Source organism: Hymenobacter sp. BT18, from assembly GCF_012273015.1.
GTDB lineage: Bacteria > Bacteroidota > Bacteroidia > Cytophagales > Hymenobacteraceae > Hymenobacter > Hymenobacter lutimineralis.
Genome location: NZ_CP050954.1, coordinates 996,974 through 1,012,695 on the forward strand (window position 1 = coordinate 996,974; position 15,722 = coordinate 1,012,695).

At 61.1% G+C, this 15,722-nt stretch carries 12 protein-coding genes; 6 read left to right on the top strand and 6 right to left on the bottom strand.

Going from position 1 to position 15,722, the window contains the following annotated elements; all coding sequences use genetic code 11:
• Nucleotides 1–28: 28 nt before the first annotated feature.
• Nucleotides 29–1,171: a diaminopimelate decarboxylase gene (lysA, locus tag HER32_RS04145; RefSeq protein WP_168680766.1), complete on the top strand. Its 1,143-nt coding sequence runs from the start codon at nucleotides 29–31 to the stop codon at nucleotides 1,169–1,171.
• A gap of 141 nt (nucleotides 1,172–1,312) precedes the next feature.
• On the opposite strand, the gene HER32_RS04150 is transcribed toward lysA, so the two are convergent.
• Nucleotides 1,313–2,965: an ArnT family glycosyltransferase gene (locus tag HER32_RS04150; protein ID WP_168680768.1), complete on the bottom strand. Its 1,653-nt coding sequence runs from the start codon at nucleotides 2,963–2,965 to the stop codon at nucleotides 1,313–1,315.
• A 391-nt stretch (nucleotides 2,966–3,356) separates the two neighbouring features.
• On the opposite strand from HER32_RS04150, the gene HER32_RS04155 reads away from it, so the two are divergent.
• Nucleotides 3,357–3,956, top strand: coding sequence for a sce7726 family protein (locus tag HER32_RS04155; protein ID WP_149068943.1), 600 nt, complete (start codon nucleotides 3,357–3,359; stop codon nucleotides 3,954–3,956).
• A 144-nt stretch (nucleotides 3,957–4,100) separates the two neighbouring features.
• On the opposite strand, the gene HER32_RS04160 is transcribed toward HER32_RS04155, so the two are convergent.
• The 3 genes from HER32_RS04160 to HER32_RS04170 form a co-directional block, all read right to left on the bottom strand.
• On the bottom strand, nucleotides 4,101–6,002 hold the full coding sequence (locus HER32_RS04160; RefSeq protein ID WP_168680776.1) for a DUF294 nucleotidyltransferase-like domain-containing protein: 1,902 nt from the start codon (nucleotides 6,000–6,002) through the stop codon (nucleotides 4,101–4,103).
• Nucleotides 6,003–6,193: 191 nt separating this feature from the next.
• Complete coding sequence (locus tag HER32_RS04165; RefSeq protein WP_168680778.1) at nucleotides 6,194–6,871, bottom strand: 3'-5' exonuclease; 678 nt, start codon at nucleotides 6,869–6,871, stop codon at nucleotides 6,194–6,196.
• Between the two features lie 22 nt (nucleotides 6,872–6,893).
• Nucleotides 6,894–7,961, bottom strand: a complete 1,068-nt coding sequence (locus HER32_RS04170; RefSeq protein WP_168680780.1) for a LacI family DNA-binding transcriptional regulator — start codon at nucleotides 7,959–7,961, stop codon at nucleotides 6,894–6,896.
• A 268-nt stretch (nucleotides 7,962–8,229) separates the two neighbouring features.
• Here HER32_RS04170 and HER32_RS04175 point away from each other — a divergent pair, with 268 nt between their 5' ends.
• From HER32_RS04175 to HER32_RS04190, 4 genes are all read left to right on the top strand, one after another.
• The gene (locus HER32_RS04175; RefSeq protein ID WP_168680782.1) at nucleotides 8,230–9,213 is read left to right on the top strand and encodes an arabinan endo-1,5-alpha-L-arabinosidase; all 984 of its coding nucleotides are present in this window, start codon (nucleotides 8,230–8,232) and stop codon (nucleotides 9,211–9,213) included.
• Between the two features lie 129 nt (nucleotides 9,214–9,342).
• Entirely contained in the window at nucleotides 9,343–11,394 is a 2,052-nt protein-coding gene (tkt, locus tag HER32_RS04180; protein WP_168680784.1) for a transketolase, read from the top strand.
• A 165-nt stretch (nucleotides 11,395–11,559) separates the two neighbouring features.
• Nucleotides 11,560–12,708 carry a transaldolase gene (gene tal / locus HER32_RS04185; protein WP_168680786.1) on the top strand — a complete coding sequence of 383 codons (1,149 nt, stop codon included), beginning with the start codon at nucleotides 11,560–11,562 and terminating at the stop codon, nucleotides 12,706–12,708.
• Between the two features lie 46 nt (nucleotides 12,709–12,754).
• A complete protein-coding gene (locus HER32_RS04190) occupies nucleotides 12,755–13,774 on the top strand; it encodes a glycoside hydrolase family 43 protein (RefSeq protein WP_232066365.1) in 1,020 nt (339 codons plus the stop codon).
• Between the two features lie 215 nt (nucleotides 13,775–13,989).
• Here HER32_RS04190 and HER32_RS04195 read toward each other — a convergent pair whose 3' ends face one another.
• Both HER32_RS04195 and HER32_RS04200 read right to left on the bottom strand, forming a co-directional pair.
• A complete protein-coding gene (locus HER32_RS04195) occupies nucleotides 13,990–14,718 on the bottom strand; it encodes a LytR/AlgR family response regulator transcription factor (protein ID WP_168680788.1) in 729 nt (242 codons plus the stop codon).
• On the bottom strand, nucleotides 14,687–15,709 hold the full coding sequence (locus HER32_RS04200; protein ID WP_168680790.1) for a sensor histidine kinase: 1,023 nt from the start codon (nucleotides 15,707–15,709) through the stop codon (nucleotides 14,687–14,689). Before HER32_RS04200 ends, HER32_RS04195 begins: the two co-directional genes overlap by 32 nt.
• Between the last annotated feature and the right edge of the window lie 13 nt (nucleotides 15,710–15,722).

Consider the following 15,722-nt stretch of genomic DNA (forward strand, 5'->3'; position numbering starts at 1 on the left):
CTTTTCTTCGCTTTGCACTCTCTGCTACATGTCGTTTCGTTTACCGGCGGATCTGCTGGACCGCCCTACGCCCTTTTACTTCTACGATCTGGCGCTGCTGGACCGCACGCTCACGGCTTTGCAGCAAGCAGCCCGGCCCCGCGGCTTCCAGGTGCATTATGCCCTGAAAGCCAATGCCAACGCCCCCATCCTGGACCTTATTCGCCAGCACGGCCTGGGCGCCGACTGCGTGAGCGGGGGCGAGGTGCAGCGTGCCCTCGACGCCGGCTTTGCCCCCGACCACGTGGTATTTGCCGGTGTAGGCAAGAGCGACGCGGAAATCAACCTGGCGCTGGCGGCCGATATCTGGTGCTTTAACGCCGAGTCGGTGGAGGAGCTGACGGTGCTGAACGAGCTGGCCGGGGCCCAGAACCGCCGCACCCGCGTGGCGTTGCGCGTGAACCCCAACGTGGACGCCTACACGCACCCGCACATCACCACCGGCCTCGACGCCAACAAGTTCGGCATCAGCCTCTCGGATCTGGGTGGCGTGATTGAGCAGCTGGAAAACCTACCGAACCTGGAGCTGGTGGGCCTGCACACGCACGTGGGCTCCCAGATTACCAACCTCACGGTGTTTGAGAAGCTCAGCCAGAAGCTCAACGAGCTGCAAACCTGGCTCGAAGACCGGGGCTACCACCTGCCCCACCTGAACCTGGGCGGGGGCCTGGGCATCGACTACCACCAGCCCGACCAACACGCGGTGCCCGACTTCGAGCAGTACTTCCGCACGTTTGAGCAGCACCTGCAGCGACGCCCAAACCAGCAGGTACACGTGGAACTGGGCCGCTCCATCGTGGCCCAGTGCGGTTCTTTGGTAAGCCGGGTGCTCTACGTGAAGCACAGCCAGCAGCGCCGCTTCGCCATTCTCGACGCGGGCATGACGGAGCTGATTCGCCCGGCCCTCTACGGCTCCTACCACGCCATCCAGAACCTCACCAGCCAGCTCCCGGCCCAGGACTACGACGTAGTGGGGCCCATCTGCGAGTCGTCGGATACCTTTGGGCGCCAAGTGCTGCTGCCCGAAACCCGCCGCGGCGACCTGCTGGCCATCCGCTCGGCCGGGGCCTACGGGGAGGTGATGTCGTCGGGCTACAACCTGCGGGAAAAGGCTGGGGCGGAGTATCGGTAAATGCTTGAACACCCGAAACGCATGTCATCCTGAGCGCAGCGAAGGACCTCATGAGGTTAGAACGAAATCGGTAACAACGACTCGTGCAGACCTCATAAGGTCCTTCGCTCTGCTCAGGATGACACGCGTTTTTTTACTCACTCACCACCACACCGTCCACTTCCCCAGCTTCTGCTGCTGGCGGAAGTAGCGCAGCATCCAGCGCCGTTCCGGGCGCATCTCACCTTTCACCAGCAGCACGGGACGCTGCACCAGCAGGCTGCCGAGGTAGGGCTCCTGCTGGGGGTTTTGCAGGTTGATGAGTTGACGCTGCCAGGTGTCGTTGGCCTCAAACTGGGTTTCCCGGCTCAGGCTCTGGTTGCCGTCGTAGAGCGACACGGGCACGCGGCCTAGCTCAAAGGCCAAGGACGGCAGCAGCTCGTTGTACACCAGAATCTGACGGTTGGTGAGCTGTTTTTTCTGCAGGAACTCCGCCAGGGGTCGGCTGCCGTTGAAGGCCAGCTCATTCTGGTGCAATAGGGGTTTGGCCGCTACCAGCAGCACCACCGTGAACAGGCCCGCTCCTACCAGCAGGCGCGGGGCTACCCGGATTTCGTCCCAGAACATCAGCAGCAAAACCAGCAGGGCAATGCCCGCTGCGGCGGCCCCGGCCGTAAGCGGCCCGGCTTCCAGCAGCGCCCAGCCCACGGCGCTCAGCACCGGCACCAGGCACAGCGCCGCCAGCAGCAGCCCCCAAAACGCCAGAAACCCCACGTACCAGCGGTGCAGTGCCCCATCGGTGAGGCGGCCCAGGTAGTAGACCGTGAGCAGGGCCACGCCGGGAAACACCGGCAGCACGTACAGCAGTAGCTTGGACTTGGAGATAGAGAAGAACACCAGCGGCAGCACCACCCAGAACAACAGCACGTTGCGCCACTGCTGCGGCACCTCGGCCCAGCGCGTGCGCACGGCCTGCGTAATCAGCGCCACCGACCACGGCAAACTGGTGGCCGGGGCCAGCACCAGGTAAAACCACCAAGGCTTGGCCCGGTTGAAGGTGGCGGCATTGGCAAACCGCTCCACGGTGTGCTCGAACAGGAAATAGCGCAGAAAGGCCGGGTTTTCGGCCATCAGGTACAGATACCAGCTCAGCCCCACCAGCAAAAACAGCCCGATGCCCACGGCATGATGCCAGGTAAACGGCCGCCGCGCCTGCCCCTGCCGGAAGTAAAAGCCGATGACCACCATCAGCGGCAGCATGAAGCCTACGGGACCTTTCGTCAGGAAGGCCAGCCCCAGCCCCAGCCAGAATAAATACAGCCACCGCGCCCCGCCCCCGTGGTAGTAGCGCAGGATGCCGTAAGCGGCTGCCAGCTCCAGCGTGGCCAGGTAAGCGTCCGTCGTCACGTTGAGGGCCGAAATGAGTACTACGGGCAGCGTGCCGTACACCACGGCGGCGGCCAGGGCGCGGGCGCGGTCCTGAGCGAAAAAAAGAAGCCCCAGCCCATACACCAGCAGCACCTGCAGCAGCACAGCCAGCACTGGCAGCACCCGCACGCCCAGCGCGCTTTCGCCAAACAAACCCAACCCGGCCGCCGTCAGCCAGTACGTGAGCGGGGGCTTATGAAAGTGCTGGATGCCCAGCAGGCGTGGGTGCAGCCAGTCCTGGCCCGTCAGCATTTCCCGCCCGATTTCGGCGTAGCGCGCCTCCGAGCTTTCCAGCGGCCCCCAGGCGCCCAGCCCCAGCAGGAACGCCAACCCCAGGGCAGCTAAAAACAACCAGAGCCAGGTGCGCGACGTGATGGGCAAGGGCATAGCGGCAATGTAGAAGCAAAAAGAAGTGTAAAATCAGGCCACGAAGGTAGCGTCTGGCTGGTTGCCATGCAGCCTCCCTCATGCACTCAGCCCTTCCGCTGACTATGCCCTTTCCCCGGCCAGCTGCTCTGTGGCCCCGCCCCCGCCCTTGGCTTCTTCCCTCTCCTCAAGTACTACTTTTCCGGGAAGTCGCCTCACCATTTCTTCGCTGTAGGTTCGTTGTTTGTTCGATGTAGGTTCGTAGTAGCTTCGTATAGCCGGGCAAGCAGGCCGCTGCTGGGTTGATTGAACAAAAGCAAGAAGCCGGCTCCAACTCGCCTACGCAACCGGCCCACTTTTCTGCCTGCTAAGCTGCCTTGGCCTGCGTAACTTGCGCGGCCTTCTCCGTTGCATGAACGACCCCGAAATCCGTGTGCTATTGTACCCGCTACTGCAGGGCGGCCTGTACGTAGATGAGCTGCCCACCGGCACCACCCGCGCCGATGTGGTGCACATCACGGAGCATTTCATGCACGGCTACGAGCTAAAAGGCGACGCCGACACCCTGCAACGCGTGGCCAAGCAGCTGCCCTGCTACGCCAAGGCCTACGATTTCGTCACCTTCGTGGTCACCGAAAAGCACGTACCCAAGCTGCGGCCCTTGCTGCCGGAGTGGGTGGGCATTCAGGTTGCCACGGCCGAGGGCTTGCGCACGGAACGCCCGGCCTTATACAATGCCACCGTGGAGCGGCCGGCCGTAGCGGCCCTGCTGCGTCACAGCGAGGTGCAGCAGTACCTGCTGGCGCGGGGGCTACCCGGCGTGAGCACCCTGCGCCGCCGCGAAGTGCTTAGCTTCCTGCGCACCACCCGCCTCGTTTCCCTCGCCGACCTGGCCCAGCATGTGCGCGAGCGGCTGATGGGCCGCATGGACGAGCGGCTGGCCGTGCGGGCCGAGCGCAAAGCCGAGCGGGAACGAATAGCCAGCCGCCGCCGTCGCAAGCCAAAGAAGTAAGGGAGCCGTTGTCTGCTCTATGTCCTCTTCTGTCATCCTGAGCGGAGCGAAGGACCTTATCCCGCTAGAACAAGTCGTTCACACGGGATAAGGTCCTTCGCTCCGCTCAGGATGACACTGCCTTAAGTATATGCTATCCTCACCCTACAGCGTCTTCGTGAAGCCTACTTTGATTTTGAGCTGGAAGTCGCTAATGACCTTGAAGATTTCCTTGAGCGTGACTTGCTCTACCTGAGTCAGCACACTGGGGTCGAGGTAATTGGTGGGGGCGGTGCGGTCGTCCATGAGCTGCTTGGCCTGCTTTTTCAGGCGCATAGCCATCAGGTAGTAGTAGGCTTGGAGCAACTCTTGGTATTCCTTCTCGCTGAACACGCCCTGCTGGCGCAGCAGCGTAAGCCGCTCCCCGGTATTGGTGCCGGCCACCTGGTGGCGCAAGGCGTACACCCGCACCAGGTCCACGATGGGCGTCATCGTCTTCTTGAGGTCGAATACCTGCTGGGTGCCCTGGGCGAAGGTGCGGAAGTTGCGGAAGAAGGTAAGCGGGGGCTCGTACTGCAGGGCATTTTTGGCCATGAAGTAGAAAAACCGGTCCTGGGGGCCGCGCAGCTCCTCGTGCAGGTACGCTTGCAGCTCCTGCATAATAGGTTCTTCGCCGTAGAGGTAGCGGCAGTCGAAGAAAGTGGAGAACTGCATCACCGTTTCGGGGTTCGACTCGGTCATCCACTGCTGGTAGTTGCGCTTCCAGTGCGAGAGGGAATGCGTCCACTTGGGGTTTTTGGCCATGAAGCCGCCCGTGCAGAAGTGCAGCCCGATGTGGTTGAGCTGGTCGGAAACGGCGGTGGCAAAGCGCAGAAAGTAGGCGCGCACCAGCTCCCGCTGCTCATTGGCCTTGTCTTCGTAGATGATGGCGTTGTCTTGGTCCGTGAGTAGGGTTTGCTCCTTGCGCCCTTCGCTGCCCAGCACCATAAACACGAACTTGGCCGGGGCCGGACCATGCTCGGCCAGCACGCCCTCAATCACCTTCACGGCAATGGTATCGGCCACGGTGGTGATGACCTGGTTCACAATTTCGGCCTTCACGCCCCGGCTCAGCAGCTGGTTCACGATGTCGGGCACCATCTCCCAGCGGCGCTTCAGCTCCCGGTTGCTTTCGGCCAGCTTCACGGCCTGAATAAACATAAACGGCGACTGGGCCAGATCCGAAAGGAGCTTGTTGCGGCTCAGGAAGCCCAGCACCTCCTCGCCCCGCTTCACCAGTAGGTAGCGGGTTTTGGTCTGGAACATCAGCAGGATGGCCTCATACACGTAGGCCTCGGCGCGGATGGATACCAGCGGCGTGGCCATAATATCGGCTACGGGCTGGCTAGCCGACAGCTGACGGGCTACTACCTGGTCGCGCAGGGTCATGTCGGTCACGTAGCCCTGCACGGAGTCGGCTTCATCGGTCACAAACAGGCAGCTCACGCGGCCGGCCTTCATGCGCTGGGCGGCCTCGAAGATGGGCGTGTTGGCGGGGCAGGCCACAATGGCGCGGGTTTCCAACGTTTCGATGCGGCGGGAAAACAGCTGGTCGGCGGCAATGAAGTTTTCCTCGGGTGCGGGCGCAGGCTTCACGAAGTGGGCGTACTCGTCGTTGAGCATCCGCTCCCCGTAGCGTGCCGTGAAGAAGTGAAAGAACTCCTGGTAGGCCAGGCACAGCCCCCGGAAGTCGCGGCGGGGCAAAGCCAACACGCGGGTGCCTTTGCGCGCCACCACCGTGCGGATGGAGCGTTTTTTATTCAGCAGAATAGACATGCCCCCGTAGCAGGTGCCCGGCCCGTATTCTTCGGGCAGGCGGTGGTTTTGCTCACTGTCGTAGAAAAACGTGTCGTAAGCACCCTCCACGATGATGTCCAGCCCCCGCAGCTTCGACACATCCTGCTGATAAATCAGGGCTTCCTTGGTGTGCGTCACTTCCTGCAGCAGCCCCACCACCCCGCTCAGCACATCTTCGGGCAGCAAGCTGAACGGCGCCACAGTTTTCAGAAAGGCAAGGCGGTTTTCCATGGGACGGTTGTCAGTTGATAGTTGTCAGTTGTCAGAGGATCTGGACAGCTACTACATAGGCGTCATGCTGAGCGAAGTCGAAGTATCTCTCCCGCAATGGTAACTACTGAAGCCAGCACAACGGAGCGGTAGAGATGCTTCGACAAGCTCAGCATGACAATACTCAAAAACACTACAAACCAGCCACTACCCTACGCAAACCAAAACGCGGCCTGCTGCAGGAAGCGCCGCAGCCAGGGCGTGGGTTCTTCGGGAATTTCCAGGCGGGGAGCCCGCGCTACCATGTCGTCGGTGAGCAGGCCACGCTGGCGCAGGGCGAAAAAGCAGCGGGCCGTGGCATCGGCATCAGCCCAGGCATCGTGGGCACTTTCCAGGGGCTCCCCGAACAGGCGTTGGTACAGGTCGCCGAGGCGGCGGTTGGCCAGCGCGGTAGCCTCCGGGCTGTCGTTGGCGGCCAGCTGCATGGTGCAGAACGTGGGCAGCTCGCGCAGGGGGTTGGGCAAACCCGCCCGGTGGAACTCAACGCCCAGCATATGAAAGTCGAGCCGGATGTAGTGGCCCACCACCAGGGGCTGGTAGGTGCGCAGGTCGCGTAGCAGCTCCTCCAGCACCGGGCGCGGCTCGTGGCCCTGCGCCGCCAGAAACGCCGGACTCAGCCCGTGAATAGCCTCCGACGACGCCTGCATACTGCCTACCGGAATCTGCAGGTAGTAGTTGGCCGATTTGACCAGCTCCCCTTCTTTGGTGTATACTGCCCAAGCCACCTGCGCTACGTGCGGCCAGTTGCGCCCGGCTGCCGCGTACGGCCGCGTCCAGCGGCGCGGCAGCCCCGTGGTTTCGGTATCCACAAACAAGAGGTAGTCTCGCACGGTGCAGAAGCCTGGGGCCGGGTTACTTGGGCTTGGCGCCGTGCAACGACGATTCGCGCACGAACAGTTCCGGCTGCAGCACCACCTGCCGCTGGGTATAGGCCCCGCCCGCCGAGTCTATCAGCTCCAGAAACAAGCGCACGGTAGCCTGGCCCATTTCCTCGCAGCGCTGATCCACCGACGTAAGCATGGGCTCGGTGATGGACGTGAAGGCCTCGTTGCTGAAGCCAGCCAGGGCAATATCCTGGGGCACGCGCAGCCCCTGGCGCTTTACTTCCTGCAAGGCCCCCAGCACCGAGGAGTCACCAGCCGAGAAGACGGCGTCGGGCGGGTTGGGCAAGGCCAGCAGGCGGCGCATGGCGTCAGCGCCTTCCTCCATGGTCATATCCGAGTACACAATCAGCTCCTCGTCCTGGGGCAGGCCGGCATCGTGCAGGGCATCGAGGTAGCCTTGCCGACGATTGCGGTAGATGTTGAGGTGCTGCAGGCCGGCGAAGTGGGCAATGCGTCGGCAGCCCTGGTCAATCAGGTGCTTGGTAGATTGGTAGCCGCCTTTCCAGTCGTTGAGCACCACGGAGTTCACGGCATCATTGTCCATGGTCCGGTCGAAAAACACCAGCGGAATACCGCGCTTGCGCACTTTCTCAAAGTGACGGAAGTCGTTGGTGGTGCGGGCTACCGACACGAGAATACCAGCTACCTGGGCACTGAGCAGGGTTTCGATGTTCTTCCGCTCGTGGGCCGCATCCTCGTTCGATTGGCAGATGATGACGCTGAAGCCGGCCTTGCTGGCCGCGCTTTCAATGCCGTGCACCACCGACGGGAAGAACCGTCCTTCTATATAAGGCACTATCACGCCCAGCAGCTTGCTTTTGCCTTTGCGCAGGGCAGCCGCCAGGTGGTTGGGCTGGTAGTTGAGCTTTTTGGCCAGCTTCTGCACCTTTTGCTTGGTGGCCGGCCCGATGCTGTGGTGGTCGGACAGTGCGCGCGAAATCGTGGTCATGGACACGCCCAGCTCCCGGGCCAGGTCGGCCATGGAAACGGGGGTGGTAGGCGGCGGGAGTTGCTCCTGTTTAGCGCGTGGGGCCATAAAACAAAGGATGCGTGCGGTAAGGCAGAAGTGAAAAGAGTCCTCGGAGAGGGAATGTTAGCGCGGCTGATAACCGGCCGTAGGAAAGGCAGAGAAGCTATGCCGACACGGAAAGATAGCCGGCAAAGATACATTTCCCGGCAACGTGTGTGCGGATGGCTCCAACCAGGACATGTCAGAAAAAATGAGGGCTGCTCGTGCTTGGTGTGGTGAATTTAGGTAACTAGCAAGACTTACACAATCGTTTATGTAATTCCCGCACATTTTCATGCAAAAACTCCTGCTTTCTTTCTTGCTGCTCCTGAGTAGCGCCGCCGCGTGGGCCCAAACCCCGCCCCGCATTCCGGCCCACGACCCGGTGATGATCCGGCAAGACAACCGCTACTACCTGTTCTGCACCGGCCGGGGCATTGCGGTGTGGTCGTCCAGTGATATGAAAAGCTGGCAGCCCGAGCCGGCCGTGTTTGCTGAGGCGCCGGCCTGGGCCACAGCGGCCGTGCCCGGCTTCCGCGGCAACCACATCTGGGCCCCCGATATTTCCTTCCACCACGGCCAGTACAGCCTGTTTTACTCGATTTCGGCCTTCGGCAAGAACACCTCCTGCATCGGGCTGGCGACGAATACCACCCTCAACCCCAAGGACCCGAAGTACAAGTGGGTAGACCACGGGCGCGTGCTGCAGTCGGTGCCGGGGCGGGATATGTGGAACGCCATTGACCCCAACTTAGTGCGCGACGCGGCCGGTACGCCCTGGCTCACGTTTGGCTCGTTCTGGAACGGCATCAAGCTGGTAAAGCTGCGCCCCGACCTGACGGCCCCCGCCCAGCCCGAGCAGTGGCAGACGCTGGCCAGTCGCCCCCGCACTGCTCAGTTGGCCGACTCTCTGCCCGGCGATGGCGCCATTGAAGCCCCGTTCATCTTCCAGAAAAACGGCTTTTACTACCTGTTCACCTCGTTCGACTACTGCTGCCGCGGCGTGGAGAGTACCTACAAAATCATGGTGGGTCGCTCCAAAACCCTGACCGGCCCCTACCTCGACCGCGCCAACGTGCCCCTCACCCAGGGCGGCGGCACCCTAGTGCTGGCCGGCGACCAGAACTGGTTTGGCCTGGGCCACAACGCCGTCGTAACCTTCGATAAGACCGATTACCTGGTGTTTCACGCCTACGACGCCGCCGACCAGGGCCACCCCAAGCTACGCGTGGAAAAGCTGGGCTGGGACTCCGCCGGCTGGCCTGTGGTGAAACCGTAAAAGGCAGCTTTTGCGGATTTCTATACACAATCGATTGTGTATAGAAGTAAAATTCTTACTTTGCTGCCCCATGAGCTGCTCCCCAGCCATTCGGCTTCCTCTTGTATCCGTTAACTCTTGATCTGCCCTATGGCCGCCCCCATTCTCTCACTCGACGAGCTTAGCGTCACTACCCTCCGTTTGCTGTCCGTAGATGCCGTGCAGCAAGCCAACTCCGGTCACCCCGGCCTGCCGCTGGGCGCGGCGCCCATGGCCTACGTGTTGTTTTCGCGCTTTCTGCGCTTCAATCCCCAGGACCCTAAATGGCCCAACCGGGACCGGTTCGTGTTGTCGGCGGGGCACGGCTCGGCGCTGCTCTACAGCCTGCTCCACTTATATGGCTACGATCTGAGCCTGGACGACGTGAAGGCCTTCCGGCAGCTGCACTCGCGCACGCCCGGCCACCCCGAGTCGAATATGACGCCGGGCGTGGAAGTAACCACGGGGCCGCTGGGGCAGGGTTTCGCCAACGGCGTGGGCATGGCCATGGCCGAGGCGTTTCTGGGCGCTACCTACAACAAGCCCGGGCACGAAGTCGTGGACCACTACACCTACGCCATTGTGAGCGACGGGGACCTGATGGAGGGCATTGCGGCCGAAGCAGCTTCCCTGGCCGGTCACCTCAAGCTGGGCAAGCTCATCTACCTCTACGACGACAACGACATCTGCCTCGACGGGCCCACCAACCTTTCCTACACCGAGGATGCCCTGGCCCGCTTTGAGGCTTACGGCTGGCACACCTCACGCGTGGCCGACGGCAACGACCTCGACGCCATTGAGGCCGCCATTCGGGCCGCCCAGCAGGAAACCGCCCGGCCTTCGCTGATTTCCATCAAAACCATCATCGGCTACGGCAGCCCCGGTGAGGGCACCAGCAAAGTGCACGGCAGCCCGCTGGGGCCCGACAACCTGCGCAAGGCCAAGGAGTTTTTCGGCTGGGACCCGGCGCAGTCGTTCGTGGTGCCCGAGGACGTGCGCCGGCACATGCTGGAGCCCGGCCAGCGCGGCGCCGAGCTGCAGCAAGCCTGGAATGCGTCGTTTGTCCGCTACCAGCAGGAATTTGCGGCTGAAGCAGCGCAGTTCCAAACCTCATTTGCGGGTGAACTGCCGGCAGGCTGGGATGCGGAGCTGCCCGTTTTCACAGCGGCAGATGGCGCCCTGGCTACGCGCCAAGCCTCAGGCAAGGCCCTGAACGTGCTGAAAAAGACCGTTCCCTATCTGTTTGGCGGCTCGGCTGACCTGGCCTCGTCCAACGAAATGCCCACCAGCAGTGACGTTAGCTTTCAGCCCGGGCAGTACCATTACAATAACGTGTGGTTTGGGGTACGCGAGCATGCCATGGGCGCGGCCCTGAACGGTATGTCGCACCACGGTGGGGTGCGCGTGTACGGCGGCACCTTCCTCACCTTCTCCGACTACATGCGCGGCGCCATTCGCCTCACGGCCCTGGCCGAGTCGGCCGTAACGTTCGTGTTTACCCACGACAGCATCGGGCTGGGCGAGGATGGGCCCACGCACCAGCCGGTGGAGCACGTGGCGGCTTTGCGCACTATTCCCAACATCATTGTGCTGCGCCCCGGCGATGCCAACGAGACCGTGGAAGCCTGGCGCGTGGCCATGACCAAGCCCAAGTCGCCGGTGGTGCTGATTTTGTCGCGCCAGAAGCTGCCGGTGCTCGACCAGAGTCAGTATGGCTCGGCCCGCGAAGGCGTAGCGAAGGGTGCGTACATTCTGAAGGAAGCCGAATCGGGTCAGCCCGAGCTGATTTTGCTGGCTACCGGCTCGGAAGTGTCGTTGGCCCTGGAAGCCCAGAAAGCCCTGGAAGCGGAAGGCCACGCCACCCGCGTGGTGAGCATGCCCAGCTGGGAGCTGTTTGAGCAGCAAGATAAAGCCTACCAGCGCCAGGTGCTGCCGCCCTCGGTGCGCAAGCGGGTTTCCATCGAAGCCGGCTCGCCTATGGGCTGGCACAAGTACGTCACCGACGAGGGTACCGTCATTGGTATCAACCGCTTCGGCGAGTCGGGGCCGGGCGAGGTGCTGATGGAGCTGTTTGGCTTTTCGGTGGAAAACGTGGTAGCCAAAGCCAAAGGCCTGCTGCAAGACGAGCCTGCCGAAACCGAGCCCAAGGAAGTGCTTTCCTAAGCTGTAAGAACAGCGTCATGCTGAGCTTGTCGAAGCATCTCTACCTCTGGCTAATCAACAGCCGAACAACGAAGCGGTAGAGATGCTTCGGCTCCGCTCAGCATGACAATCTTAGTTAGCTAATTTTTGAGCTGCCTTACTTCTACCCTTCCACTGACCATCCTCATGAATCCATTAGTAGCCATCAAACAACACGGCCAGAGCATTTGGCTGGATTACATCCGGCGCAACATTTTAGTGAACGGGGAGCTTTCGCGCCTGCTCACAGAAGATGGCCTACGCGGTGTCACCTCCAACCCGGCCATCTTCGAGAAGGCCATCGGCGGCAGCGCTGACTACGACGCGGCCATTCAGGCCCTGGCTTTGCAGGGCCGCTCGGCCGAGCAGATCTACGAGCAGTTAGCCATCGAAGACGTGCAGCACGCCTGCGACCTGCTGCGCCCGCTCTACGATGCCCCCGACAGTGGCGGTGACGGCTACGTGAGCCTGGAAGTGTCCCCCACCCTCATCCACGACACAGAGGGCACGGTTGCCGAAGGCCTACGCTTCTGGCACGCCGTGGCCCGGCCCAACGTGATGATCAAGGTGCCCGCCACCATCGAAGGCCTGCCCGCCATCCGCCAGCTCATTGCCCACGGGGTGAACGTGAACGTGACGCTGATCTTCGGCCTGGAGCGCTATCAGGCCGTGGCCGAAGCCTACCTGCTGGGCCTGGAGGACCGCGCTGCCGCGGGCCAGCCGCTCGCGCGCATCGACTCGGTGGCCAGCTTCTTCTTATCGCGCATCGATGTGCTGCTGGACCCGCAGCTCGAGCAGCTGGCCCGGCAGGGCGGCGAGCAAGGGGCCACGGCCGCTGCAGCCGTGGGCCAGGTGGCCCTGGCCAGCGCCAAGCAGGCTTACCAACTTTATAAAGGCATCTTCGCCGGCCCGCGCTGGCAGGCCTTACGCGCCCAGGGTGCCGCGCCGCAGCGTCTGCTGTGGGCCAGCACGGGCAACAAGAACCCCAAGTACGACAACCTCAAATACGTCGAGCACCTGATTGGGCCGGAGACGGTCAACACGATTCCGGTGGAGACGCTGGACTTGTACCGGGCAGGCGGGCAGCCGCAAAGCCGGCTGGAAAAAGGCACCGAGCAGGCGGCGCAGGTGCTGGCGCGGCTGGCCGAGCTGGGCATCGACCTGAATCAGGTGAGCCAGCAGCTTGAGGACGAGGGCGCCCAGAAATTCAACGAACCCTTTGCTAAGCTACTCAGCACCTTAGAGGCGCAGCGCCAGGCGGCCCTGCAATCGGCTACTGCCGAGCCAACCGTTTAGCCCTGTTTCATTACCCAACTGCTTCCTCCTGCCTCCCACCCTATTTATGATGAAGTACCTGATGTCTACCAATCTACTGCGGCAACCGCTGCGCCTCGGGCTCTTGGGGCTGCTCGGCCTTACGCTGCCTAGCTGCGCGGCCATAGCCCAAACCAGCCCGGCCACTGCTACGCCCGCCAGCGGCGGCAACCCCATCATCAAGCAGAAATACACGGCTGACCCCGCCGCGCTGGTCCACAACGGCACGGTGTACCTCTACGCCGGCCACGACGAGGCCCCCGCCCCCCAGCAAGCCTACGTGATGCACGAGTGGCTGGTGTATTCGTCGAAGGACATGGTGAGCTGGCAGGAGCATCCGTCGCCGCTGAACGTGAAGGCCTTTGCCTGGGCGCGGGACGATGCCTGGGCCTCGCAGGTGGTGGAGCGTGATGGCAAGTTCTACTGGTACGCGGCCGTGGAGCACAACTCCATTCCCGGCAAAGCCATTGGCGTGGCCGTGGCCGACAACCCGCTCGGGCCGTTCAAGGACGCCCGCGGCTCGGCCCTAATTACGAACGACATGACCACGGACGTGAAGATCGGGTGGGACGACATTGACCCGACGGTGTTCATCGAGAAAAACGGGCAGGCCTACTTGTACTGGGGCAACAGCCAGTGCTACTACGCTAAGCTCAAGCCCAACATGACGGAGCTGGACGGCCCAATCCAGAAAGTGACGCTGCCGAACTTCACGGAAGCGCCCTGGGTGCACAAGCGCGGCGACTGGTATTACCTCTCCTACGCCTCGGGCTTTCCCGAGAAGATTGTGTACGCCATGAGCCGCAGCATCGAAGGGCCGTGGGAATACAAAGGCATTCTGAACGAGCTGGCGGGCAACTCCAACACCAACCACCAGGCCATCATCGACTTCAAGGGCAAGTCCTACTTCATCTACCACAACGGCGGCATCAACACCGATGGCGGCTCCTTCCGCCGCTCCGTGTGTATCGATGACCTGTACTACAACAAAGACGGCACGATGAAACGGGTGGTCATGACCTCTGAAGGCGTGAAGCCAGTAAAATAAAGGCTAACGTTTAATAGAAAAGCCCGCTGAAAAACTCCAGCGGGCTTTTCTATTTTTCTTTCGAATGGTGCCCGAGCTTTCCGCGGGCGGGGGTTGGCATACTCTCTACCGCAGGACTAGAGAAGACGCCAAGCTGGCAAGGCCTAGGGTGTGCAGCAAAGCGTCCCAACACCTGGAACGTACAATAGGCAATCCTCGCCTCTTGCCAACTCACGCTACTGAAATCCTTTCAGCATTTTATAGAATGCCTCGGCGTAGGTGTCACTGATGGGAAGGATTTGGTCGGCAATCTGAATCCGGTTTTTCTCGATATGGTCGATTTTGTCGATGGCGACCAGAAAAGACCGGTGCACGCGGGCAAAATCCTGGGCCGGCAGCAGCTCTTCCAGCTTAGCGAAGCTCAGCAGCGTCATAATCTTCTCCTCCTGGGTATGAATGCGCAAATAGTCTTTCATGCCCTCCACGAAGAGAATATCCCGCATAGCGAGCTTCTGGATGCGGTGACCCACTTTCAGGAATATGTACTCCTGCTCCAGTTTCGCATCCGCTTTATCCTCCCTCTTTTCCACGATCTGCCGCGCACTTTGCTCTTGGTAGAGGCGCAAAACGCCTTTGTAAAACCGTTCGAAGGTGAAGGGCTTCAGCAAGTAGTCTTTCACTTCCAGGTCGTAGGCCTCCAGGGCATACTGGTCGTAGGCGGTAGTGAGAATAATGAGGGGTTTGGGGCTGAGCATCGGGATGAAGCTCAGTCCGTCAAGGTCAGGCATGTTGATGTCCAGAAACAGCAGATCGGGTTTGTCTTCTGCCAAACGAGATGCCGCCTCCAGCGGGCTCATGAAGGTTCCTTTTAGCTCCAGAAACGAAACCTTCCGGATGTACTCTTCCAGTATTTCCTGAGCCAGGTGCTCATCCTCAATGATGTAGCAGGTGAGCTTGTCTTTCATGAGCCTGTACGTGAAGACCGTGGATGGTAAGCATGACAGTAAAAGTGTCGCTGGTGCTGTAAATGTCCAGCGTATGCTGGCCGGGATACAATAACGCCAGTCTTTTACGCACATTGGGCAGCCCGATGCCGCCAGGCTCCTCCAGCGTGGTAGCCGCGTTTTTTCTGACCGGGTTCTGCGTGTGGAAGGTCAGGGTATCTTCTTTTACCGCCACGCTCACCTTCACGTCGCCGGGTTCCAGCCGGGCGGGGCTGTGCTTGTAGGCATTTTCCAGCAGGTGAATAAACAGCAAAGGCGCTATGTAGCAGGACGTAGTTTCTCCGGTTATCTGCAAGTCAACCACTGGGCTGCTCTTGTACCGGAGCTGCTGCAGGCTCACGTAATCTTGCAAATAATCCAGCTCCCGGGCCAGCGGCACCGTGGCCGCGTTGGACTCATAAATCATGTAGCGCATCAACGAGGCTAGGTGCATAACTGCCTCCGGGGCGGCCGGCGCCTGCTTGTACACCAGCGTGTGGATGTTGTTGAGGGTATTGAACAGGAAGTGCGGGTTGATCTGGGACTTCAGATTTACCAATTCGGCCTCCACGGCCTGCTTTTCCAACTGCTCCTTCCGAATGGTGTTGAGCACCAGCGTCTCGGTAACCCGGGCCAGCCAGCTCAGGAAGAGAAAGACGACTACCGTAACCAGTTGCATGAAATAGTCCCCGGCATCAACCGGCTTTCTGTGCAAAAACAAAAAAGGTAAGGGACCAGTCAGCGCAATGGCCGCCAGCCGAAGCCAGTAGTCTTTGTTCTTTTTTTTGCCTGTATACTGGGTTAACAGGTAAAAATGATTGTAAAAGACATACAGGCAGGTTGCTATAAACGCCGCCGTGGTACTGCGCCAGTAGACATCCTTGTCATTCTCCAGCTGCAGGCTTACCAACCAGGTAAATAAAAGCCAGACGACCAGGTGCGTTAGCCGGAAGATTCTTTTGACTCGGTCCATAGCACAAAGGTGG